General features: G+C 53.2%; 21 protein-coding genes and 1 tRNA gene. 14 read left to right on the top strand and 8 right to left on the bottom strand.

Features of this window, described 5'->3' with window-relative positions:
* Positions 1-6: 6 nt before the first annotated feature.
* Positions 7-666 (bottom strand): DsbA family oxidoreductase, encoded by a 660-nt coding sequence (locus AC2FLJ_RS02755; RefSeq protein WP_496704384.1) that lies wholly within the window; start codon positions 664-666, stop codon positions 7-9.
* A gap of 144 nt (positions 667-810) precedes the next feature.
* Here AC2FLJ_RS02755 and AC2FLJ_RS02750 point away from each other — a divergent pair.
* Positions 811-897, top strand: a tRNA-Leu gene (locus tag AC2FLJ_RS02750).
* 100 nt (positions 898-997) lie between these two features.
* Positions 998-2,338, top strand: a complete 1,341-nt coding sequence (locus tag AC2FLJ_RS02745) for a tyrosine-type recombinase/integrase (protein WP_496704383.1) — start codon at positions 998-1,000, stop codon at positions 2,336-2,338.
* A gap of 333 nt (positions 2,339-2,671) precedes the next feature.
* Here AC2FLJ_RS02745 and AC2FLJ_RS02740 read toward each other — a convergent pair whose 3' ends face one another.
* The 4 genes from AC2FLJ_RS02740 to AC2FLJ_RS02725 all read right to left on the bottom strand — a co-directional run bounded on the left by AC2FLJ_RS02740 (position 2,672) and on the right by AC2FLJ_RS02725 (position 4,968).
* Positions 2,672-3,091 carry a hypothetical protein gene (locus AC2FLJ_RS02740; protein WP_496704382.1) on the bottom strand — a complete coding sequence of 140 codons (420 nt, stop codon included), beginning with the start codon at positions 3,089-3,091 and terminating at the stop codon, positions 2,672-2,674.
* A gap of 240 nt (positions 3,092-3,331) precedes the next feature.
* Positions 3,332-3,493 carry a hypothetical protein gene (locus AC2FLJ_RS02735; RefSeq protein WP_496704381.1) on the bottom strand — a complete coding sequence of 54 codons (162 nt, stop codon included), beginning with the start codon at positions 3,491-3,493 and terminating at the stop codon, positions 3,332-3,334.
* Between the two features lie 142 nt (positions 3,494-3,635).
* Positions 3,636-3,884 (bottom strand): hypothetical protein, encoded by a 249-nt coding sequence (locus AC2FLJ_RS02730; protein WP_496704380.1) that lies wholly within the window; start codon positions 3,882-3,884, stop codon positions 3,636-3,638.
* Between the two features lie 229 nt (positions 3,885-4,113).
* Positions 4,114-4,968: a hypothetical protein gene (locus AC2FLJ_RS02725; protein ID WP_496704379.1), complete on the bottom strand. Its 855-nt coding sequence runs from the start codon at positions 4,966-4,968 to the stop codon at positions 4,114-4,116.
* Between the two features lie 748 nt (positions 4,969-5,716).
* Here AC2FLJ_RS02725 and AC2FLJ_RS02720 point away from each other — a divergent pair.
* Complete coding sequence (locus tag AC2FLJ_RS02720) at positions 5,717-6,712, top strand: hypothetical protein (protein WP_496704378.1); 996 nt, start codon at positions 5,717-5,719, stop codon at positions 6,710-6,712.
* 79 nt (positions 6,713-6,791) lie between these two features.
* Here AC2FLJ_RS02720 and AC2FLJ_RS02715 read toward each other — a convergent pair whose 3' ends face one another.
* Complete coding sequence (locus AC2FLJ_RS02715; RefSeq protein WP_496704377.1) at positions 6,792-7,343, bottom strand: recombinase family protein; 552 nt, start codon at positions 7,341-7,343, stop codon at positions 6,792-6,794.
* A 515-nt stretch (positions 7,344-7,858) separates the two neighbouring features.
* Here AC2FLJ_RS02715 and AC2FLJ_RS02710 point away from each other — a divergent pair.
* The 7 genes from AC2FLJ_RS02710 (at position 7,859) to AC2FLJ_RS02680 (ending at position 16,768) form a co-directional block, all read left to right on the top strand.
* Entirely contained in the window at positions 7,859-8,242 is a 384-nt protein-coding gene (locus AC2FLJ_RS02710) for a hypothetical protein (protein WP_496704376.1), read from the top strand.
* Between the two features lie 24 nt (positions 8,243-8,266).
* Positions 8,267-10,309 (top strand): prolyl oligopeptidase family serine peptidase, encoded by a 2,043-nt coding sequence (locus AC2FLJ_RS02705; protein WP_496704375.1) that lies wholly within the window; start codon positions 8,267-8,269, stop codon positions 10,307-10,309.
* 391 nt (positions 10,310-10,700) lie between these two features.
* Positions 10,701-11,684 (top strand): glycosyltransferase family 2 protein, encoded by a 984-nt coding sequence (locus AC2FLJ_RS02700; RefSeq protein WP_496704374.1) that lies wholly within the window; start codon positions 10,701-10,703, stop codon positions 11,682-11,684.
* Between the two features lie 5 nt (positions 11,685-11,689).
* The gene (locus AC2FLJ_RS02695; RefSeq protein ID WP_496695087.1) at positions 11,690-12,634 is read left to right on the top strand and encodes a hypothetical protein; all 945 of its coding nucleotides are present in this window, start codon (positions 11,690-11,692) and stop codon (positions 12,632-12,634) included.
* On the top strand, positions 12,631-14,646 hold the full coding sequence (locus tag AC2FLJ_RS02690; RefSeq protein ID WP_496704373.1) for a hypothetical protein: 2,016 nt from the start codon (positions 12,631-12,633) through the stop codon (positions 14,644-14,646). Before AC2FLJ_RS02695 ends, AC2FLJ_RS02690 begins: the two co-directional genes overlap by 4 nt.
* Before the next feature lie 108 nt (positions 14,647-14,754).
* On the top strand, positions 14,755-15,753 hold the full coding sequence (locus AC2FLJ_RS02685) for a glycosyltransferase family 2 protein (protein WP_496695091.1): 999 nt from the start codon (positions 14,755-14,757) through the stop codon (positions 15,751-15,753).
* A gap of 31 nt (positions 15,754-15,784) precedes the next feature.
* A complete protein-coding gene (locus AC2FLJ_RS02680; RefSeq protein WP_496695093.1) occupies positions 15,785-16,768 on the top strand; it encodes a hypothetical protein in 984 nt (327 codons plus the stop codon).
* Positions 16,769-16,771: 3 nt separating this feature from the next.
* Here AC2FLJ_RS02680 and AC2FLJ_RS02675 read toward each other — a convergent pair whose 3' ends face one another.
* A complete protein-coding gene (locus AC2FLJ_RS02675; RefSeq protein ID WP_058277654.1) occupies positions 16,772-17,077 on the bottom strand; it encodes a DUF6476 family protein in 306 nt (101 codons plus the stop codon).
* On the opposite strand from AC2FLJ_RS02675, the gene AC2FLJ_RS02670 reads away from it, so the two are divergent.
* Positions 17,076-18,110, top strand: a complete 1,035-nt coding sequence (locus tag AC2FLJ_RS02670) for an RluA family pseudouridine synthase (RefSeq protein ID WP_496704372.1) — start codon at positions 17,076-17,078, stop codon at positions 18,108-18,110. The genes AC2FLJ_RS02675 and AC2FLJ_RS02670 overlap by 2 nt on opposite strands.
* Positions 18,111-18,256: 146 nt before the next feature.
* Complete coding sequence (gene rpoH, locus AC2FLJ_RS02665; RefSeq protein ID WP_058273882.1) at positions 18,257-19,153, top strand: RNA polymerase sigma factor RpoH; 897 nt, start codon at positions 18,257-18,259, stop codon at positions 19,151-19,153.
* Between the two features lie 41 nt (positions 19,154-19,194).
* Here rpoH and AC2FLJ_RS02660 read toward each other — a convergent pair whose 3' ends face one another.
* Positions 19,195-20,265, bottom strand: a complete 1,071-nt coding sequence (locus tag AC2FLJ_RS02660) for a fasciclin domain-containing protein (protein WP_496704371.1) — start codon at positions 20,263-20,265, stop codon at positions 19,195-19,197.
* 224 nt (positions 20,266-20,489) lie between these two features.
* Between AC2FLJ_RS02660 and AC2FLJ_RS02655 the strand changes: the two genes are divergently transcribed.
* On the top strand, positions 20,490-21,464 hold the full coding sequence (locus AC2FLJ_RS02655) for a Gfo/Idh/MocA family protein (protein ID WP_496704370.1): 975 nt from the start codon (positions 20,490-20,492) through the stop codon (positions 21,462-21,464).
* 58 nt (positions 21,465-21,522) lie between these two features.
* Entirely contained in the window at positions 21,523-21,792 is a 270-nt protein-coding gene (locus tag AC2FLJ_RS02650; protein WP_108858884.1) for a DksA/TraR family C4-type zinc finger protein, read from the top strand.
* The last annotated feature ends 8 nt before the right edge of the window (positions 21,793-21,800 follow it).

The following is a 21,800-nucleotide window of genomic DNA, read 5'->3' as shown; positions in this document are numbered from 1 at the left end:
AAGAGGTCACGCAGCTTCGGTCAGGCACCGTTGCAGCAGGTCAGAATAGGTTTCGGCCCCTTGCGCACCGGTCACCAGGTACTTGCCCGCAAACACCATCGACGGGACACCTGAAACACCACGGCTGGTCCAGAACTGTTGCTTTTCGCGAACCGGCGCAATGTGATCGCCCGAAGTCAGAGCCGCACGGGCAGCGTCCCGGTCCAGACCCGCCGCTTGGGCCGCATCAAGCAGGACCTGGGATTGGGATACGTCCTGTTGATTGGTAAAGTAAGCTTCGAACAGGGCCATCTTCAACGGATGCTGGCGGCCTTGCGTTTCGGCCCAGTCCAATAGTTGATGTGCTGCAAAAGTATTCACCATCCGGCTGTCGTCATTGAAGTTGAACGTGAAGCCAAGCTCGGCGCCGATCTGGGTCAGCCGATCGCGGGCCTGCTGGCTCTGCTCAACCGTGGAGCCATACTTCTCCATAATATGTTCGCGCAGGTTCTGGCCCTCTGGCGGCATATTTGGGTTCAGCTCAAAAGGATGCCATCTGAGATTAGCCAGCACGTTTTGTTCTTTCAAAGCCAGGTCCAGCTGGCGAAACCCCACGATGCACCAGGGGCACACAACGTCTGAGACGATATCAATCTGGACAATCGGGCGGGGATCTTGCGCGGTCATGGGCGGGCTCCGGGGAAGGGGGAAATAAACTCTGTCTGCAGTACAGATAAGGATGGCAACACGGAATTCAAATCGGCTTGTTTTTTGCCTCTTCACATCCTGTTCGCCACCGTCTATACGCCCCTCAACCAAGTCATTGGCAGTGCGGTCGTGGCGGAATTGGTAGACGCGCAGCGTTGAGGTCGCTGTGGGGTAACACCCGTGGAAGTTCGAGTCTTCTCGACCGCACCAGAACTTACTTGATCAGCTAGTTTTGGGCCTTATAAACAAGGGCATTCAGCATTTTCCGTGTGTGTCGCATAACGCAAACAACACACACGGACAGCACACAATGGCCCTGTTAATGAAGATCAAATACATCGACACCGTAAGTGAAACCCAATGGCGGTTCCGTAGACGTTGGCCCAAACGGGTACGTGAAATCCGTGGCGAAGATGCTTATCAGAAGCACATAAAGGCGCGTGAGGGTGTTGCTTTTCAGCGTGAGTATCAACTGCACATGCGAAACTTCGATACCATTGTTGAGGACACCCTGAGACGGAACCCGACGATTGATAATCGGTCACCTACCCAAAAGTTCATCGACGCCCAGCGCCTCGCTGAGCATTACATGGCTGGTGTTCAAGGGCTTGACCCTGAGGACAGCTGGACCCGTGGGGTGCTCGGGGAAAGCCTCGCTGCCCGAGGGGAAGCGGCGGAAGTTGTAGCAGCTGTCCTGAACCCTGATCTGCAACCTCCGAAGCCTACGCTGGTGGACATGCGTGATACCTACGCGCTGGACAACGGCCTTGCAGGTGATCACAAAGAGATGGTCAGGATTGATCGAACCTTTGGTCGATTTAGTGATGCTCTCAGGAAACCTCTAGAAGAGGTGACCATTGAAAGTATCGACCGTAAAGCAGCGCGTGACTTCCGAGACCATTTACTTAGCCTCAAGAAACGCAACGGCGAACATCTGGCGCTTAAATCATGCCAGCGTGAAATGATTATCGTTGCTGCCGCCTATCGGCACGCTGTTAGGGAGTTGGAAATACCAGCAGGGCGAGACCCATTCGAACGTCTTTCGTGGCCAAAAGAACAGGTTAGCTCGCTGGACAAGAACGTCCCACTACCTGACAGCGTCGTTGATGCGGTTCTAAAATCATTAGAAAGTGGACGAAGCAGAGACTTGCCTGATTTGTGGCAGGTTCTGAAGGGAACAGGCATGCGGTTAGGCGAAGCGTGTGGGCTCCGCATTAGCGATGTTGAACTCAACGGCGAAACTCCTTCTATCTTTGTTACCCCCAACGAAATCAACGGCATCAAAAACAACAATAGTGACAGGTACGTTCCGATAGCCTCAGACAGCCTCAGGGAATCCCTAAGAGCGCGCGTTGAGGGGGGGGGGGGAGGTGACGAGCCGCTGTTCCCTTCTTATGGTCGCGACGGAGGTCCTAGCGCCGCGTCTGCTGCGTTAATGAAGGCGGTCAGAAAAAACACAGATGATAAGCGTATGAAGGTCCACGGGCTGCGCCACAGGGCCAGTGACAAACTTAGGGATGCAGGGGCACCTGTAGAGGTACGTCAAGGGTATTTAGGGCACTCTGCTCAGTCGGTCGCTGAGAATACTTATGGTGGGCGTGAGGCGCGACTTAGAGAGTTCGCTAGGTGGGGCGAGATGGCAGGGCTGTAAGCTAGTTGTTAAGTCGTTGTCATGCAAAAAGGGCTGTTCCACCGATTAGTGACCCCGGCAGGAAGCGTACACATTCTAGCTATATTTTCATCTAAATAACTGGAAAATAATGAAATTAATATTTTTTGCGTAGTGTAAATCTAGCGTGTTGAAAACTACACCACGCCAAAATTGACCCTTGGTTCAGATACCCGGCGCAGCGTGAACGGTTTACTGCTTTCGATTGCCATTGTTCCCCTCAACCCATGCGAACAAGCCTCAAGTCAGCTCGGATTGGGAACTAAGCTATATGAAGTTGATAGGGGTGAGACAGCAGTTAGCAACTACGCTTCTTCAATAGCTTGTGCAATTTGCGTAGTTGCCAATGACCGTACAGTTTGTTTGCGTTGGGCTGTAAGTCGGGACTTGGTAGACATAGGTGTCGGGTCGTTCGCTTTGCTGGGCAATAATGAAGCTGTCATCGGTTTTGACGTTTTCACAAGCAAAAGTATGAACTTCTTCAGCCGTCAAAGGGCTGACCGCGTTTCCACCTTTGTAGTTGGCGTATTTCCCGTACTTCGCGCAGTGTCTTGCAGCTTTATCTCGTGCTTCTGCTGTGAGAGTTGGAACTGTGTCCCAAGCTGAGTATCGCAGCGATATCGCATTCTCAGATGCAAATTCTTCTACTGCGGGCGAAGGTGCACACGCGGCCAATATCACTGTGCCGATAGCGGCACTGACCAGAGATATTTTGGGGAAATAGCTACTAAACACGATGATCTCCTTTTGGAGATTACTTCGTTGCAGTGTTGTCTGGACGCAATCGAAAATCTGTCAAATTCTTGGTATTTTAAGACAAAGTACAATACCCATGCTGAGTTTATTGAAAGAAAGAACCTGAACTCAGTCTTCTCGTCTTCCAATGCCACGGTCATTTAGGTGTCTAGATTGCTGGGAATTGTGTCACCGGATGCGTGTACCATTTTGACGTGTGTCTTGTCCTTTGAAGTCTGTTTAGTCTTTGGTTGTGTTTCGTTTGCGGTCGGTTATGGCGATCACGCCAAGCTCCACCAAGAATGAAAGCGCCTCACTCTGTGAGACCTCCCGTTCGATCTGTTGCGTCATGTGTTCCCGCACTGCATTGACCGTAGCGACCACTTCAGGGCGAACTCTCATGCTCCCCCATTGGTCCGGTCGGTTGGCCCAAGGGGCAAGTTGGCGGTCAATCCTCTCGTGTCCCAAGCGAATACGAGCGGTCGTTCTAAGACGCTTCGTGAACGCCCTACGGTTTTCATAACCAATTCGGCGCAGCTTCTTATCAGCGCGGTTCTGTGATGAGTGTTCCATAATCTTTCTCCAAAAGTTCTTGTGCAGTGTCTCGATCAATCATCCAATCACCGGCAGGCATCACACCCGCTGTGATCATCGTCATCTTTACCTTGACCATTCGCCGCACAGCACTGGGTGATATGCCTGTAGTGTTTGCCACTTGATGGCGTGTACTCGGTTTCTTGCTCAGTACGAGCAACCACGCCGCCTGTACTTGCATTTGTTTTTCTTTTGTCATCGTGATTGTTCCTTGGGTTATTGTTGGTGCCCGACGCTCACAGTGTTAAATCGAGCAAAAGTTTTTGGATCATATACCAATGGTACACCCTGGGGCCCTCTTCACCTTCGTAAGGTGTTGATTTTATTACATCCTAACTTTCTGAAAGGCCCTTCACCTGTACCATTTGGTGAAGCCTAGGTACCCCTGAAGGGCGCTCTAGGGGCGTCCATTAGTGCTGCTTGAGGGGTCAGAAATCCTCACCACCATCGCCCACAGGGGCGCTAGGGTGTTCGTCATCATCAAGTGCCACAAGCCAATCCATAACCCTGTTCATGCGGTTCTCGCCAATAGTGGCCTGTATGACTTCAGCTAGTAGCTCATCATCATACCAGCATTCACGTCTGAGGTTGTTGCGAAGCTGGCTTGAGGCTCGCGATATGAACTTACTTCTAGCCTCACCTTCGAGAACCCATTTGGTTCCCCCTTTGGGTTCACCGTCAAGCTCAGCGTTGATCTCTTCCAATGTCATATCAACCTGCTGGATGAACTCTGCCTGTAGCTTCCAAGTCGGCTTAGGTTCTTCTTTAATTTCGCCTGATGTGTGCCTGAGGTATGCCTTTCGCATCCTAGCAACTGTCGTGGTTCCGGTACCTGTCTCGGTGGCAATCTGGTTCTTGGATAGGTCGGTCAACCTTACCAGCTTCCACGCCGCATTGGTCCGCTCTGTTTTGGAGAGACCGGCTTGCTTCTGTTTGTTGTCACGGACCGTAGCGATCAGCGCCTCAGTCAGCCCCCCAATGACCACCTCACACTCGATTTTAGCTGTGCATCTGGTGCCCTTGCGGTTTGGCTTGAAGGTTTTCCTGAAGGCGGCCAAACGATGGTGCCCGTCAACGACGATATAGTTCTCGCCATCATGCCAGACCTTTACAGGTGGAGGTGGCATATGGGTGTCGGGGCGTTTTTTCCATGCAGCCCAGACCCGTGAGAGGTCCTCTACATTGTCGTGGTTTAGTAGGACGAAACGGACGTTAAACCTGTCATCTTGACCGATTTGGTCGGCCCCTATTTTCATAGTTGGTGGGCTGTTGTTCTGGTTCATGCTTGAACTCCTGAGTTCTTCTTGGACCACATGGTCTCGTTAGTCTGTAAGCCTGCATGCAAAGTGTGTTTTCAATCGATCACGCCCTGATGCACAGGCATGTCGAAATGATTTGACGGGACCTAGGCCCCGCAATCTCAAGACAACAAAGATCGGATACACACGTGAAGTGCCCGATGGGTTTCGATTCAGGGAAACCCACGGGGAATGCTAGGGTGAGATGTTCAGCACACAGGACGCTTCACCACAGATGGTCTGCTATCAGTCTTCCTGTCGGTTGGTGATAACGCGATGCTGACATCACCTCGCAGTTCCATGAAACGACGCAATTCGGAAATTCTGTGTACGGCATGTATGTGGGTGAATTGACCCAGTCTGGCCATCAGCCTGCCAGACGAGCGTTTACTTACCTCACGTGGGAGGGATTTTTATAAGTATATGTTATCAAATATCTTTCTAAGTGACCCTTTACGGATATCTAAAGGCCGACGAACGCTTGCTTACTGCTTCAGCTTGGGGGCGAGGGTGTCTAACGTCACTCACGTCACAGCCAAAGGTCCGCCTTTACCGACAAAAATGACCTGCGGGTTGTTAAATCAGTGCCTTAGGCTTTGGACCTATAAATGCAATATCTGCTCACTGGCGGCAAAGCGGGCGTTCAGGTAGATTGCAGCGAACGGCTGCTCCGAGCCCTACCTAGAATTGATGCGACTTTTCATCTTCAATGCGATTGAGTTACGGTGCATCCATGCGCGCCATAACTTATGAAAACACCAAGACGACGCTTCCCGGATGGAAAGATAATCTGCACGAAGCCCAAGGGCGCGGTGTCGCCTATGAATCAGACGCCCACTTCGTGCACTTCTACTGCCAGAGTAGCGGATGGTATACGCTATCGCCCGGCCTCACCGTCACAGAAAAAAAGAACGGCTCACTTGAAGAATGGGTAATCGCAACTTTTGGGGCTACCAACATTCAGTCTATTCGCAACGATGTTGGAAAGAGTGTTCATGGTGTTTGGCGTCCGGGTCTAACAATGCAGTCAGACCTTGATCAAGGGCTAGGAAGTAGCCCCGCACAAAAACACAACGATCTGGTGGCCCTCCGACTACTGCTAAGCTCATTGGAGAAGGTTTTTGAATTTGTCGAACCAGTTGGGGCAGGGCTTAGGAGCTACGGTCACAAGACAAGAGAATTGCTGATCGCTGCATGTACCGAAGTGGAAAACCAGTGGAAACGGTACTTTACCGAAACCAAAGCCACACCCATTGGTCGTGATTTTGGAACAAGAGACTACGTTAAACTGTGTTCTGCCCTATCGCTCAAAGACTACCGATTGACTGCTAGAGCTTACGCTGCGCTTGCACCACGTAAACCGTTTCAGCATTGGCACATGGACGCTCCGACGCAGAGCCTCACGTGGTACCATGCCTACAACAAGACGAAACATGATCGTGCAGCTCATTTTGATACAGCCAGTGTTGAAAACTGCATTGATGCGGTGACCGCAAATGCGGTCATGTTCTGCGCGCGATATGGCCCGTGGAGCTTGTTCAACGAAACGGGCGGGACACAACTATTGTTCCAGCAGTTGTTCGAAGTTGACTTACCGGCTTTTGATCCAGAAACCTACTATGTTCCGAAGCTTGTGCTTCCAAGCAATCAACTGCAAGATTTAGTTTGCTACAACAGTTTCGAGGCTGGAAATGTTCAGCCCTGGAGCGTTCAGATGCTTGACATCTAACGGCAGAAAAGTCCGCAACTCGGTCGTTGAAGCACTTCGCATCGAACGGCTGCTTTTAGGCGATTTATGGGTACAGAGCCTAGGCCACCTCTTTGGCCAACCTATAAACTGTCGCTCTGCTGACCCCGAAGTCCCTCGCAATCTGGGTTGGATTCACACCGTTCTCGAACGCCTCACGGATGGCTTTGGCCTTGGCCTCATCCATGGCAGGGCGCCCTTTGAACTTCCCCTCTGCCTTAGCTTTAGCAATGCCTTCGCGCTGCCGTTCAAGCATCACCTCCCGTTCAAACTGAGCAACTGCCCCAAGGATGGTTTCAAGCATCTGCGCCGTGGCGCTATCGTTCATCATCGGCATATTCATGATATTCAGACCAACGCCCTTGTCTGAAAGTCGCTTGCGGATGTCGATAAGGTCAGGGACCGAACGCGCCAAACGGTCCAACTTAGTAACGACCAGAGTGTCCCCTTCTCGCGCAAAGTCTATGGCCGCCTCAAGCTGGTCTCGCTGCTTCACACTGCTGACCTGTTCCGCGAACACTTTCTCACACCCATTTTCGGCAAGCTCATGCTGCTGGGCTTCAAAGCCTGCAATCTGGTCTGCTGTCGACGTTCGCGCGTATCCGATGAGCATTTATGTATCTCCGAAAGTGTAGCATTTGCCTCAAAGAGCTAAGTAAGAAAGTGTACTTTAAATGTCAACCCTACTTAAATGAGACGGTTATTGAGAAGTAGACACTTGTCTTGTTACACTCCGGTCAAATAGGACAAATTCGTTCAGTTGCCTAAGATCACGCTCTTCGGTTCTAAAATTTCCCACAGGAAATCAGCTTATTGTCACGTTTCTTTGCAATCCCTTTTTACAGATCAGGTCATTCTTGTTGGCGTTAGAAATTGACAACCTCTGTTTAACGATGGATGCGCTGATCATGTCATATGCTTTCAAAGGAGCGCCCCGAGGGGGGGATTATGAGAACGTCTTTAGTAATCTAATGGAAACAAATTTTATTGAAAAAATAGGCACCAAAGTAGTGCCAATCAGACAACGGAACCAGTCGCTAAAAGGTCAATGAGGATAGGACAAATTTGCAAATTATGGTGGCCGCGTTTATCGTGACACAGTTGTAAATATTTTTTGGGGTTTTGAAAGTGATAAGAACAATAGTAACCGTTCCCGCCTTTTCACTGATTGTTGGTTCGGCTCATTTATTAATGCCTTCTATTGTATCGGCGGCTAACTGGAGTACCCAAGAAGGCGACCAAAGACTTAGCAAGCAAGAAATAACGGAGCTTATCGCGGGTAAAACCTTGGAATATGAAGGTGGGGCGAAATCTGTTCTTGGTAGCGACGACTCCTACGAGTTTCATGTTGGCGGTAAAGTATATTCATACACATACTCAGTTACCGAAGAAGGCGAACTCTGCATAGTTTCCGCTGAATATGGTGCTCGTTGTGATTTGATCGTCTTAAACGACGGACGTGTTTTTTCGATCAACGACCAAGGTGAAAGATACGAAGCGACGATCAAGTAGAATTCACTTGTTTGGGGGCATCTCATGATTTTCTTAAGGTTATTGCTCCTTGTTTGCGCGCTGTCTGCAACTGTTTTTAACAGCGCACAGGCGTTAGCTGACGAATACGTTGAGTGTGTGCAAACCGGGCTAAGTTCTCTAGGTTTTGAGCCGGGACCGGTTGATGGTCTGCTAGGTCAAAAGACCCGTGACGCATTTTCAGATTTTAGTCAGTCCACATTGGGTCTGAACTATCCTCGTTTGAGCAAATCTAACTCGATTGGAGCTTGTACCAGCATCTCACTTAGTCAAGTTACGAACCATTGGATTGATGTGGGTAACGGTATTTCACTCGAAGCGTACCTGCACCGCCCACTTGGTAATGGTCGCAATCTACCTGCAGTGATTATCCTGCATGGACATGGCGGAAAGGCGACAAACACAAACTATACTGCACGTAGATTCACTGCGCGCGGCTTTGCGGCTTTAACTGTATCGATGCGTGGCTGGGGAAACTCAGGAGGCACAGACGATTGCGGGAAGTTGCAAGCTCACGACACGCTTGAGGTAGCCGATTGGTTGAAGAATCGTCCAGAAATCAGTGCCTATGACATAGGAATTCTAGGCTATTCTCAAGGTGGGCAGGTGGCTCTACTGGCGGCGGCAAATAGCAGTGTTTTTAAGTACGTTATTTCGTTTTTTCCACCAACGGAACTTGGCGCTTGGGCTGAAAAAACGACGCATAAAGGTATCCCACGGTACGTCCGAGAGGTTTGCTCCCCCGATTTACCTTCCCGCTCGCCTTTGAATTTGGCCGCTTCTATCTCATCACCTGTAATGCTCGTTCATGGCACTAGGGATTCGAGAGTACCTGTCACTCAGAGCATAAAAATGGCGGATGCTTTAAAAAACGCGGGTACCGAAGTTCACATGGAACTCGTACCCGGCGAGAGCCACCAATTCAAGCCGGAGGCTTGGGATGAAATCTTTCCGGAAGTTGTCAAATTCGCGCGAGCCAGAACGACCAGCTTCAACGAAGCAGATGGTAGTGAGGGGTTGCTACTGCCCAAGGATGCGAACAATCCAATCGTTGTTTATGAGAGCATTCCCGCCATCAATTTGGCGTCAGATAAAAACAAGCTAACTTTCGTTTCTCCAACTTGCGGTCAGTGCATGCGTACTTTTTCTGAGTCTGTTTCCCGCGCAACTGCAGGTAGCTCAAAAGGAGACCACACTTTTTTGTTTTACGCTGCATCAGATGCAGACCTTGAAATCGTGACAAATTTGTTTTGCGACCGTGCAAAGGCCCCGGAAGCGATTGCTAACTTCGTTCGTGAAACCAGCAATCGCGTGCACTTTCTGAGAGAGAAAAACGAAAAGTCTTATGCTTGGCGCTTGGTGCAAATTTCAACGTCAGCTGCGCAATCGGCAGGATTGAACCGAGTAGCCTTGAACAAATGTAAGCAAGAGAAACGTCTTGATCATCTTACAGCCGCTTCATCCGTGCTTGCGTCACAAGTCGCGCAGGAAAATAACCCATTTGAAGGTGAATACCCATCATTAGCTCAAGTCAGACTACCATGGACTGAGGGAGGAACAGGGGATGGTCCACGCCAATCTAATGCACTCGCCCCAATTACCGTTGGCAGAGAAAGATTAGACTTACTACTAAAAAATGGTGAGCGTATTGGAGCCGACGGCTCAGAGATCACTGAGGTCGTGCAAAGATCGCCCCGCTTCATAGATTCTCCAGAATATGCTCAATTACAAGAGGATATTGAGGAGACCCGACGCAGAAACAATAGATTAGACGTTCAGATATTCGCCGCAACAGTAGTGGTCAAAGGAGCGGGTTTTGCTGTTTCAGCTGGTGCTACAATGGTTTGCGGTCATAACTGTGGTGTGGTTGCTGCAATGACATACTCGGGAATAGGCGTAGGCATCAACAAACTCGCTGGACGAGATGAGGACGCGGTGGAGGGTGCTTGGTCCACGATCAGAGAAGCGGCTGGTCCACTTGGTACAGGAATAAATACTGTGCTCGATGCGCATGAATTGGGACAGGCCGGCAAGAACGTGCTTGAGTAAGTTTATGCGACGCCTTTTAAAGTCTTATGTTTCCTAAAATCAAACGGAACCACGTACTTGTGGTTTGAGCAGGGGCCATATGTATTCTTTTGCCGCTGTATTGACAGAAACTGGCAACACACATTAATCGTCTAAACAGCACACATTCAGAGACACTTGATGATTGCCGCGGGGCGTTCCGCCTATGAAAATAAAGGGTCAGAGACACTAATTCGAATTGACAGGATGCTTCTCGACCGCACCATTATACTCCCGAAAAACACGAATTTCAGCGCCTTTGTCGTGTAGAGTTGCACCAGTTTACGTTGGAATGACCACTTCACTATTTCCTGTCTCGCCCACGCGGATTGGGATGTGTATGAGTGGGGCAAGACTATTTGGGAAGGGTAATATGTCTCAGTCCATCACCGTGTTCACAACGATGAAGAACGAAGGTCCTTATATGTTGGAATGGGTTGCGTTCCACAAAACACTGGGCGTCGACCATTTTGTGATTTTCACCAACGACTGTGATGACGGAACGGACAAGATTGCTGCAAGGTTGCAAGAGCTTGGCTTGGCCACGCATGTCAGCAATGAAGTGAAAGAAGGAGGCAACCCCCAGCACCAGATGCTGCGCCGCGCGCGCCGCCAACCCAAGGTCAAAGAGGCCGACTGGCTGCTGTGTCTCGATGTAGATGAGTTTTGGAATATCCGCTGCGGCGACAACGGATTTCATGACCTTATTGCCGAGGTCGAGCAAAAAGCAGGGCAGCCGGTCGATGCGATATCTTTTGCGTGGAAGTTGTTTGGAAGTTCGGGAAACATCAGTTTCGAAGACAGACCGGTGACCGAGGTTTTCTCGATGGGGGATCAGGAATTTCCCTATCATTCAAGCCGCGCTTTTGGGCTGAAAACGCTGTTCCGAAATAATGGCAAGTTCACCCGGTTTGGTCCGCATCGCCCGAAGGGCTTTGACGAGGAGGTAGCGCCTGACATCGCTTGGTCAGATGCTGGCGGAAAGCTGTTTCCAGCCGATAAAGTCGGTTGGCGGGCGTGGCGCGGGTTCGAGCATTCCTTGGGACGCATCCACCACTATTCAGTCCGGTCCATGGACGGGTTTCTGGTCAAGCGCGACCGGGGACGCACAAACCACATCAAGGTGGATCAGGGACAAGCCTACTGGCAGGACATGAATGCCAACAAAGAGGCCGACCAATCCATCTTGCCTGCCGCACGCCGCGCCGCACCTCTGCTGGCCGAACTGAAGGCGGATGAAGAGTTGAACGAATTGCACGCGCAGGCCTGCGACTGGCACCGAGCCAAAGTATCCGAAATCAAGATGCGCCCGGAATGGGTAGAGTTTCGCGTCTGGCTCGCCGATAACCTGATCTGATCATCATGGCCGAAGACCTATCGAAAGAGCAGCTAAAACCGGAACACCCTGATCGCAAGACAGGGTATGAGCGTATCCTGACGGATCCCGCTCCGCCTTGGTTTGTCGAGCTGTACCCCGGCGGCGACGGCACTGGATACTTTCAAAAGCTGGAACGCCACTCGATCCTGTTCCATCAGCGCTACCCGAAGCGTCTGGTAGTCAGCTTCGACAATATCGCCAACGCCAATGACCTGTCCTTCGCACGCGAGCCGTGGGGCTGGAAATTCTTTCGGGACGAAGGGTGGTCCCACATGGGCGTCTTCGCGCGCACCAAGGCATGGTATCGCGACCCCGAGATCATTTCCTATTTTGAAAACAAGGTCGCCGAGGGGTTCTTTGACCGGTTCGATCAGGTGGTTTTTGCAGGCGCATCGATGGGCGGATTTGGGGCATTGACCTTTTCGGCGCATGTACCCGGTGCGCACGTGATCGCGTTCAACCCTCAGACAACACTGGATGAACGGCTGGTGCCTTGGGAAACCCGCTATAGGTTCGGCCGCGTACAGGATTGGGATTTGCCGATGAGCGATGCGGCTCAAACTGTTCAGACAGCTGGTAAGGCCTACGTCTTTTACGACCCATTCTTTGATTTGGACCGGCAGCAGGTTCAGCGTCTGCAGGGCGACAACGTGATGTTGCTCAAGACCTGGTTTTCAAACCATTTCGCGGCGCCCATGCTGCGCAAGCTGGATATCCTCAAGCCCGTGATGCTGGGGGCGATGGACGGCTCACTGGATACGGTTGGGTATTACAAGATGATGCGCGCCCGACGTCGCCTGCCTATGTATATTCGGGGGATTGAGGCAATAGGCGCCGAGCGGCACCCTGACTTGGCGGCAAAAGCCCGGCAGCGGTTCCGCCGACTGCGCCGGCAGGCCATGGCCGAGAAGGAAAGGGACGCCTCGTGAGCGCCGCCAAAGGTGTGTTTGTCGGTCAGCGCAAGGACCGCATGGGCGCGCGGTTGCTGATGATGCTGACCTGCATCCGGCTGGCCGACGATTTCGGCACGACCTACCGGGTGAATTGGTTCCCGCAGGGCGCGGACGCGCCCGAGCTGGACCACCCACAAGAGTTGTTCGCGCAGGGCTGGATGGACGAACATTTCCTTACTCCTAAGGAGTTCGGAGCCCTGGCACAGAATGCTTTGCCGATCTGGTCGTTCCAAAGCGACACCTCGCCCGACCGCCTGATTGCGCATCTCAACGCCGGACGGTCGGTGTTGGTCGAGGAAGGTTTCGAGGTGCTGGTCTTCCCGTGGGAGGACGTCGAGGCCATCCGGCCAAGGTATCGCGACTTCATTCACCGGGTTGGGTTCACCGAAGAAATACGCGAAATCATGGATTGCGCGGATGCCAGGCTGTCAGGGCAGGGTGTATCTGCCTATCACATCCGCCGCGGTGATATTCTGAATGGGCTGCCGTGGAAGCACACGACCTGGCCCGCAAAGATCGAACCCGAAGAACTGTATGAGGCACATCTGGCGAAGAACGCCGATAAAGCGGCCATTATGTTCTCGGACCAGCCTGAACTGGTTGCCCGGTTTCAGTCAAAGTTTCCAAAGTTGATGCAAATGTCTGACGTTGCAGATGTGTCAGGAATGACACGTGCAAAACGGGATTTTCTGGAACTCTACACGATGTCGCGCGCGGAGCAGGTGATCGCGCCGTTTATATCAGCGTTTTCGATGGCCGCCGCACGGATATCAGGACAACAACGCAAAGTTTTCCGTGAGGTCCTGACCGAGGAGGAGGTCAACAGAGCCAACGAAGGCATGATAGAACGACTTCGCTCCGGACCCGAAGGGTTCTTGAACCCCTCCGAAGCAGCGCATGTCTATTCCAAGGCGTCTTTTGCCATGCACGCACTCGGTGCTGGAGATCGCGCCGCAGAGGCGAAGGAACTAGTAAAACCTGTCCTGGAAGCTGGTGCGGACAACGCTTTTCTACCTTTGCTACAGGCGCTTAACTGCTTCTACTTAAAGCAGAGGCCCGAAGCTCTTGAGTTAACTGAACAGGCGTTGGAAAATCCCGGAATCTGGCCGGAAGATCATGCTGTTGGAACGGCACTACGCGCGGGCATATTAGGAGGGCAAAAAAAAAGCTGGGCTGCAGCTCTTACTTTTAGCCGTGCGTTCTGGGCTAAGCCCATGAGGCCGGACGTAATTATATTCGGATCGAGATTGATCTACCGGGATCAAATTGCTCATCGAGCACTTCCGCCGCTGGATTGGAGAGTATTGAAGGCCAACAGGCGCCCTTGGTTCAACTACAATTCGCATGTTGCACAACGGAAAGTGTTAGGGCGATTGCCATGTAATTTGGATCTCATATTGCTGGATTGGCCCGATCTGGCGATTGATCAACGTGCGCGCCGACTAGTAGCAAACCACCAGCGTCTTTCCTTATTGTTGGAGGGGCTTTCAAACTCGACCCACCTTCCTCCTGAAGCGCAACTATCGCCAGAAGAGCCCGGTTATCAGAGCCTCCTTTCACTCCTTGAATATCGATTGGGCGAAAAGACTTTGCACCACGCTATTGATCAGGCACGAGAAACCACTTCTTACTTTCCGGATAGCAGTTTCTATTTAAAGCGGCTTGCAATGCTTTATGAGTTAGAAGGAGATTATGTCCACGGCCGTTTGGCGATGGCGGAGGCTCTGGCATGCGACCCGGACAATCCGTTTCTGGTTTTTGCGATGGGTCAATTCCTCGAGAATACTGGGGCCATTGAACAAGGCCAAAACCAGATCGTTCAAGCAGCAGATTTGGATGACAATACCGCTGCAATTCAGGGTGCTGCAGGGCAATTATTGCTTCGACAGGGAGAAAAGGCCAAAGCCCGAAAATACCTGTCCCGGGCGCGTGACCTTTGCCCCAAACTCAAGCGGTTCTCGAACCAACTTAAACGGGCAGGTGGGTAATTGACCGGATTTCCCCTTGGTAGTTCCATTAATTCAACGTAATTTACCGGCAAATTCAGAATGATCCCGATTAGTTCCGGGCAAAAACAACGAACAGGGCAGTCAATCATGGTCAATCAGGACCCTCGATATATCAGTGTCACTCCGATGAAGAATGAAGGCCCGTTCGTGCTAGAGTGGGTGGCCCATAACCGTGCGATTGGTATCGACCAGATGGTCGTGATGACCAATGACTGCACCGATGGCACCGATGCCCTACTGCAACGGTTGGATGAAAAGGGCATTCTGATCCACGTCGACAACAACTCGCGTCGCAAGACCAGCCCGCAAAAGCGTGCTTACAATACCTTCTTGAAGATGGATATTGCGCGCCCGCAGGATTGGGTCGTGGTGATCGACGCAGACGAACATATCAACGTCAAGACCGGGGATCATACGCTGCAGGCTTTGTCCGATGCCATCCCGGATGCCAAAACGATCTCAATGACCTGGCGGTTGTTCGGAAACGCAGGCGTCGTGCGATATGAAGACCGGTTTTTGTCGGATCAGTTCCGGCAGGCCGCTCCGGAAAAGATATATCGGCCACCGCAGGCATGGGGTTTCAAAACAATTTTCAAGCGTGAGATCTGGGATGGCTTGGGCGTTCATCGTCCCAAAAAGCCGACAGTCGAAACCATTGAAGAGTGCCATTGGTACAACGGGTCGGGTCAGCTGATGCCCGAACGATATTATGACAGAAGCTGGCGATCCGCCCGTGACTCGGTCGGCTATGAGTTCGTGCAGGTTAATCACTATGCGCTGAAATCCTGCGAAAGTTATCTGGTCAAAAAGATGCGCGGTCGCGCCCACCATCTGGGTGAAAGCCTTGGCCTGGAATACTGGAACATGATGAACCAGAATGCCGAGACGAATACCTCGATCGATGTGGTTTTGGATCGCAAGCGTGGTTTCTATTACGAAATGCTCTCTGACCCCGACGTTGCGCGCTTGCACCATGCGTCCTGCGATCTGCACCGCCAACAGATCGGGCAATTGCGCGACCTGCCCGAGATGCAGGACCTCATGCAGCAGATGACCGCAGGTTTCACGGCCAGCCAGCAGGCATGACGCAGCACAGTTCGTGGACAGGAGCTAGGTAATGCTTTGGCTGCACATGGGGATGCCCAAAACCGGCACGACCGCCTTGCAGGGATTTCTGCGCCGGAAGCATTCGGTCATGAACGAGATCGGCCTGCATTATATGGAAACCGGCCGACGCCGGTTGGATGGCGGTACGCGTCTTGCGTTAAGCCATAACATTATCGCCTTTCACATAAACCAAAGCGCTGATCCGATGGATCCGTTTCGGTCCGCCATGACCACAGAATACGACGCGCATGCAGATCAGACCTGTGTCGTCTCGTCTGAGATGTTCTATTCCTGCAATCTGAACCGGCTGGCCGAAGTTTTTGCTGATATCCCCTCGCGTGCATTGACGATCACCTACTATTGCCGGCGGTATTCCGATTTCTTCGAGGCCGATTACAAACAGCGGGCCAAGGCCGGGAGGCTGTCCAGCGGCGGTACTGAATACATCCGCCAGCAACTTGATCTTATCCGCAACCACCCGGAACGGTTAAGTTTTTCTGCCAAACTGGCCGAAATACGCACTGCCTTTCCCGGCGTCACCGTTGCTCCGCTTTTGTATGAACGCTCGGGCATGGTGCGGGGCAACGTCGTTGATGATTTCCTGTCGCGGATCGGTACGCCATTGGCCGAGGAACTTGCCGGCGGGGGCGTGTCCAACCCTTCGCATTCCCGCGCGGCCAGCGAAGCTTTTGGCGTCGTATCTCGCGCTCTAGGACGCAAGAAAAGCCGCCAGTTGCGTCGAACTTTTGTCGATGATCCCGTCATGGTGCGTCGAAATGATGTACTGGAACCCGATGAGCGCACTTGGCTGGACGAATTCCTGGCCCAACAGGATACAGCCTTTCAGCATGAGTTTTTTCCCGAACGGCCTGAATTGTTCGCCCCGAAAAAGCTAAGCGATGAGGACAAAATGTTCCGTCGGGACACGGCTGAAGAATATGAGGCTTTGCGAAAAGCCTCTGAGATTGTGTTTCGGTTGGCTTTGGACAACTGATCGTTATTCCTGAACGGCGATTTCCTGACGCTGTTTTCCGGTCGTCTTGTCAAAAATTAGGATGCGGTTGTCATCGGTCACGACCGCGTACCAGTTGCTGCCGATCGTTACAGCCTGTGCTTTGGCCCCGTCCGGAAGCTCGATTTGATCGGGCAGGGTAGGGGTTCTGTCCGATAGTCGGATGACAATCAGTGCGAATGTCACTAGAACCCCGCCAATCATCACCGCGGTCAGCAGCATGACCATGCGCCGCAGCAAGCGAAGCTGCGGTGTTTCCTGCGGTTCTTGGGGTTCGGAAGGGACAGTCATGGGCACCCGCCAGATTGAATTTCAGATCGCGGCCGATCCGCCGCCACGCCTTGATAAGGCGCTTTCACGGGATGTACCAGCGGATGAAAACCTGTCGCGCACCCGCCTGACCCGTCTGATCGAAAACGGCGAGGTGACCATTGACGGTGTCGAAGTTCGGGACCCAAAGGCCAAGGTGGCCGAAGGTGCCTCCGTGTCAATCTCCGTCGCCGAAGCCGAAGAAAGCCACATCGGTCCAGAAGATATCCCGCTGAACGTCGTCTATGAGGACGCGGACCTGATCGTCATCAACAAACCGGCAGGCATGGTCGTTCACCCTGCGCCGGGCTCGCCCAACGGAACGCTGGTCAATGCGTTGCTGCATCATTGTGGCGAGGACCTGTCAGGTGTGGGGGGCGTCAAACGCCCTGGCATCGTGCACCGCATCGACAAAGAAACCAGTGGCTTGCTGGTGGTCGCCAAGTCTGACGCGGCCCATCACGGTCTGGCGGCGCAGTTCGAGGCGCATAGCGTCGAACGCTATTACCGCGCGATTTGCTACGGCGTACCGGATGCGAATGACCCACGTTTGCGCGGCATCAAGGGTGTCAGCTTTGAACCGGGCAATATCATGCGCCTGACCACGCAATTGGCGCGGCACAAAAACGACCGGCAGAAACAAGCGGTTCTTTTCCACGGTGGTCGGCATGCAGTGACGCGGGCGCGGTTGGTCGAGACATTTGGCAACCCGGCAGGCATCGCGCTGATTGAATGTTGGCTGGAAACCGGCCGAACGCACCAGATCCGTGTCCATATGGCCCATGCCGGGCATGGGCTGGTTGGCGATCCGGTGTATGGGGGTAAACGCAAGCTTGCGGCGAAAGCCTTCAACCCGGCCGCTGCCGAGGCCGTGCGCGGTTTTCCGCGACAGGCGCTGCATGCAGCAGTTTTAGGCTTTGAGCACCCTGTGACAGGCGAAAACCTTCGGTTTGAGGCCGATTTGCCAAAAGATATGGAATTTCTGATTGAACAACTGCGCGCGCCGCTGACATAATATGCAAACATACGTGAGTAACGCGTTCTTAGCTTTCCTTTATCAATCGTTAATTTCAAACTGTTAACGGTACCTCTTGAACGGATCGGGACTTATTCCCATATCCCATGTTAACGAAATAAACATTTGTCGGAGGGACATGAATCATGGCAAATTACGCAAATCTCCCCGCGCCGACGCCCGAGGGCGGCCTGAACCGCTATATGCAGGAAATTCGCAAATTTCCGCTGCTTGAGCCGGAAGAAGAGTACATGCTCGCCAAGCGTTGGGTCGAAGAGCAAGACACTGAAGCTGCACATAAAATGGTCACGTCGCACCTGCGATTGGCGGCCAAGATCGCTATGGGCTATCGCGGCTATGGCCTGCCACAGGCCGAGGTGATTTCCGAGGCCAATGTGGGCCTGATGCAAGCGGTCAAAAAGTTTGATCCGGAAAAAGGTTTCCGTCTGGCGACCTATGCGATGTGGTGGATTCGTGCCTCGATCCAGGAATACGTTCTGCGGTCGTGGTCGATGGTCAAGCTGGGCACGACATCGGCACAGAAAAAGCTGTTCTTTAACCTTCGCAAAGCCAAGGCCCGTATTGGTGCGCTGGAAGAAGGCGACCTGCGTCCTGAAAACGTCAAGCGGATCGCTACTGATCTGGGCGTGACCGAAGCTGAAGTCATCAGCATGAACCGCCGGATGTCTGGTGGTGATGCCTCGCTGAACGCGACCGTCGGGTCCGAGGGCGAAGGCACCATGCAATGGCAGGACTGGCTTGAGGACGAAGATGCCGATCAGGCCGGCGACTATGAAGCCCGCGACGAACTTGACGCCCGCCGCGAGCTTCTGGCGGCTGCGCTGGATGTCCTGAATGACCGGGAAAAGGACATCCTGACTCAGCGCCGTCTGATGGATCAGCCTGTCACACTGGAAGAGCTCAGCACCCAGTACAATGTCAGCCGCGAGCGTATTCGTCAGATCGAGGTTCGTGCTTTCGAGAAGCTGCAGAAAAAGATGCGCGAACTGGCTCGTGAAAAGGGCATGCTGGGTACTGTTTGACCCAATTGGTTCAGCCCGCCACAACGGCGGGCTGATTTTCTTTAGGCGAAAATAAAGCTGTCTTCGGTCAGATGTCCGGCTCCAACACCCGTAAGGACAATACTGTCCCCGTCCCCTAGTTCGATGGTGGTCTGGAAGAAGCCACCCGATATATCATCCTCGATATCTTCAAACCCGGCGATGCCTTCGTAGCCGGACAAGTCAATCTTGTCCTTTCCGACCCGGAAGTCGACGATCCAATCATCGCCATCCCCGTTTTCAATGACAAACATGTCTTTGCCACGTCCGCCGAACATGATGTCATCGTCGGCTCCACCGTCGATCACATCGGCCCCTCTGCCGCCGAATATCGTATCTTCGCCTTCATCACCGCGCAGAATGTCTTTGCCACGACCGCCAAAGATCACGTCGTGTCCAGCGCCGCCCAACGCGACGTCGTTTCCTCTGCCGGTATTGATGACATCGTTTCCGCCACCACCATGAACAAAGTCCTGACCACGCCCAGTAAAGTAGAACTCGTCCGAGTCGTCGCCGAGGATGAAATCAGTGTTCTTCTGCCCCAGAATGTCCGTAACCGATACGGGCAGAAGGACTCCGTTTAGGGCGTGAATGATCCCGTTTGTGGCTTCAATATCGGTTTGGATGATACCCGGATCGGCGATGCCGTCATCCGCATCGCCCAGACTTGGTGGGTCGCTTTGAAGGTTCAACTCAACTGACGAGCCTTGCAACGTTTCGATCTGCGCGCCGTCGCCCAGGCCGGCAACGGCAGCCAGGTCGAATTCCCCGTTCACCACGTGGTATTTCAGAACCTCTGTCAGCAGGGGGATGGGATCCCCTCCGCCCAACAGGGTCAGTGCCTTGACGATGTGCCCCAACGCGCCTGCTTCGTCCGAACCCGCATAGCCCAATGCCTGGGCAAGTCCGATAAAGGCGGCGTCGGTCGGGGCGAATACCGTAAGGCTGGCCTCGGGGTCATCCAGTGCTCCAGCAAGGCCGGCGGCTACAACGGCCTCGCGCAGGATGTCAAAATCTCCGTTGTTGTCATCGAACGAGCCGACGGCTCCGCTCATCAACACGGTTCCGGTAATTGTCTCTGTCGGTGTTGGCATGTCTGGCAATCTCCCACCCAGTTGGTCACAACATCAATCCCGGGTGCTTTGAGCGGACAATGCCGACTACCCGGTGACATAGTTGCTACGGCGCAGACAATGAAACGGATCAAGAAATTCTCAGGTTTGCGTGCGTTAATGGGCGGAAAACACCACGAAACCCCTGACTTTAAAGCGATTCCCTGATAGAGACGGCACAAGCTAACTAAGGATGAGGCGGCGGTATGCAGCAACCTGTTCAATGGGGCGTTCTGGGCGCCGCAAAATTCGCACGACAGTTCATGGCGCCGGCAATTCACGCGGCGGACCGGGCCCGGTTGGCAGGTCTTGCCACGTCGGACGCAGCCAAGGCTGAGCCGTTCCAGCAGTACTGCCCTGATCTGACGGTTTATGGCAGCTATGACGCCCTTTTGGCGGATCCCAAAATCGACGCGGTCTATATCCCGCTGCCCAACCACCTGCATGTCGAATGGAGCCTCAAGGCACTGGATGCCGGTAAGCATGTTCTGTGTGAAAAGCCCATGGCCATGTCCGCGCCCGAGTTTGATGCGCTGATCGAAAAGAGGGATCAGACCGGTTTGCTGGCGGCCGAAGCGTACATGATCGTGCACCACCCGCAGTGGCAATTCGTACGGCAACTGATCGCGGATGGGGCGATCGGAAAGCTTGTGCATGTGACCGGCGCGTTCAGTTTTGACAACCGCGCGGACACCGGCAACATCCGAAACCGGGCCGAAACCGGTGGCGGTGGGCTGCGCGATATCGGCGTCTACGTGATTGGAAGCGCCCGGTTCGCCACTGGGCAAGAACCAGTTTCGGTGCAATCCGCGATCCGCTGGGAAGATGGCATTGATGCCTTCACCGAGATACGCGCGCAATTCACCGATTTTACCTATTCAAGCTACGTCTCGATCCGGATGCACCCGCATCAGGAAATGGTGTTCCATGGCGAGGGTGGCGTGATCCGCCTGACCGCGCCTTTCAATGCGCGTGTTTTTGGTGAGGCACGGGTGGAACTGCATCGTCCGGGTCTTGAGGTTCAGGTCACGCGGTTCCCGGGCGACGATCACTACAAGCTTCAGGTCGAGGCGTTTTGCCAATCAGTCCGCGACGGGTCTGATTACCCATGCCCGTTGGAATTCTCGCGCGGAACGCAGGCAATGATTGACAGGGTGTTTGAGGGCGCGGTCGCCCTCTGACTTGCCACGCAGCGCTCGGCTGGACTAATCTGGCTGTCACCTGATCAGGAGGGAGACCATGGCAGGCGGTTGGGCGCGTGATGGCGCGGTGAGCGAACAGATTGAAGCGTCCATTACGGACGAACTGGCCCGGATGCAGGCGCAAAAGCGGCCTGTCGGGGAAAGCCGGACCCATTGCGCCGAATGTGAAGAGCCGATTCCAGAAAAGCGGCGAGCTGCCATTCCCGGTGTTAAACTCTGCCTGGATTGCCAGCAGGATCGGGACGGGGCCTTCAAGGGCCGTTCCGGCATCAATCGGCGCGGTTCTAAAGACAGTCAGTTGAAGTAAGCGGGGCA

The sequence above is a fragment of the Ruegeria sp. CDSA034 genome (assembly GCF_059612275.1).
Note: the sequence above shows the minus strand (reverse complement) of the source record. Positions and strands in the feature narration are given on the sequence as shown.

What these genes read in the sequence shown, in the direction of transcription:
- AC2FLJ_RS02715 (WP_496704377.1), bottom strand. Translation starts at nt 7,343, where the DNA reads ATGCTCATCGGATACGCGCGAACGTCGACAGCAGACCAGATTGCAGGC.
- AC2FLJ_RS02655 (WP_496704370.1), top strand. Translation starts at nt 20,490, where the DNA reads ATGCAGCAACCTGTTCAATGGGGCGTTCTGGGCGCCGCAAAATTCGCA.
- AC2FLJ_RS02670 (WP_496704372.1), top strand. Translation starts at nt 17,076, where the DNA reads ATGGGCACCCGCCAGATTGAATTTCAGATCGCGGCCGATCCGCCGCCA.
- AC2FLJ_RS02695 (WP_496695087.1), top strand. Translation starts at nt 11,690, where the DNA reads ATGGCCGAAGACCTATCGAAAGAGCAGCTAAAACCGGAACACCCTGAT.
- AC2FLJ_RS02720 (WP_496704378.1), top strand. Translation starts at nt 5,717, where the DNA reads ATGCGCGCCATAACTTATGAAAACACCAAGACGACGCTTCCCGGATGG.
- AC2FLJ_RS02745 (WP_496704383.1), top strand. Translation starts at nt 998, where the DNA reads ATGGCCCTGTTAATGAAGATCAAATACATCGACACCGTAAGTGAAACC.
- AC2FLJ_RS02680 (WP_496695093.1), top strand. Translation starts at nt 15,785, where the DNA reads ATGCTTTGGCTGCACATGGGGATGCCCAAAACCGGCACGACCGCCTTG.
- AC2FLJ_RS02660 (WP_496704371.1), bottom strand. Translation starts at nt 20,265, where the DNA reads ATGCCAACACCGACAGAGACAATTACCGGAACCGTGTTGATGAGCGGA.
- AC2FLJ_RS02700 (WP_496704374.1), top strand. Translation starts at nt 10,701, where the DNA reads ATGTCTCAGTCCATCACCGTGTTCACAACGATGAAGAACGAAGGTCCT.
- AC2FLJ_RS02735 (WP_496704381.1), bottom strand. Translation starts at nt 3,493, where the DNA reads ATGAGAGTTCGCCCTGAAGTGGTCGCTACGGTCAATGCAGTGCGGGAA.
- AC2FLJ_RS02730 (WP_496704380.1), bottom strand. Translation starts at nt 3,884, where the DNA reads ATGACAAAAGAAAAACAAATGCAAGTACAGGCGGCGTGGTTGCTCGTA.
- AC2FLJ_RS02675 (WP_058277654.1), bottom strand. Translation starts at nt 17,077, where the DNA reads ATGACTGTCCCTTCCGAACCCCAAGAACCGCAGGAAACACCGCAGCTT.
- AC2FLJ_RS02685 (WP_496695091.1), top strand. Translation starts at nt 14,755, where the DNA reads ATGGTCAATCAGGACCCTCGATATATCAGTGTCACTCCGATGAAGAAT.
- AC2FLJ_RS02705 (WP_496704375.1), top strand. Translation starts at nt 8,267, where the DNA reads ATGATTTTCTTAAGGTTATTGCTCCTTGTTTGCGCGCTGTCTGCAACT.
- AC2FLJ_RS02650 (WP_108858884.1), top strand. Translation starts at nt 21,523, where the DNA reads ATGGCAGGCGGTTGGGCGCGTGATGGCGCGGTGAGCGAACAGATTGAA.
- AC2FLJ_RS02725 (WP_496704379.1), bottom strand. Translation starts at nt 4,968, where the DNA reads ATGAACCAGAACAACAGCCCACCAACTATGAAAATAGGGGCCGACCAA.
- AC2FLJ_RS02755 (WP_496704384.1), bottom strand. Translation starts at nt 666, where the DNA reads ATGACCGCGCAAGATCCCCGCCCGATTGTCCAGATTGATATCGTCTCA.
- rpoH (WP_058273882.1), top strand. Translation starts at nt 18,257, where the DNA reads ATGGCAAATTACGCAAATCTCCCCGCGCCGACGCCCGAGGGCGGCCTG.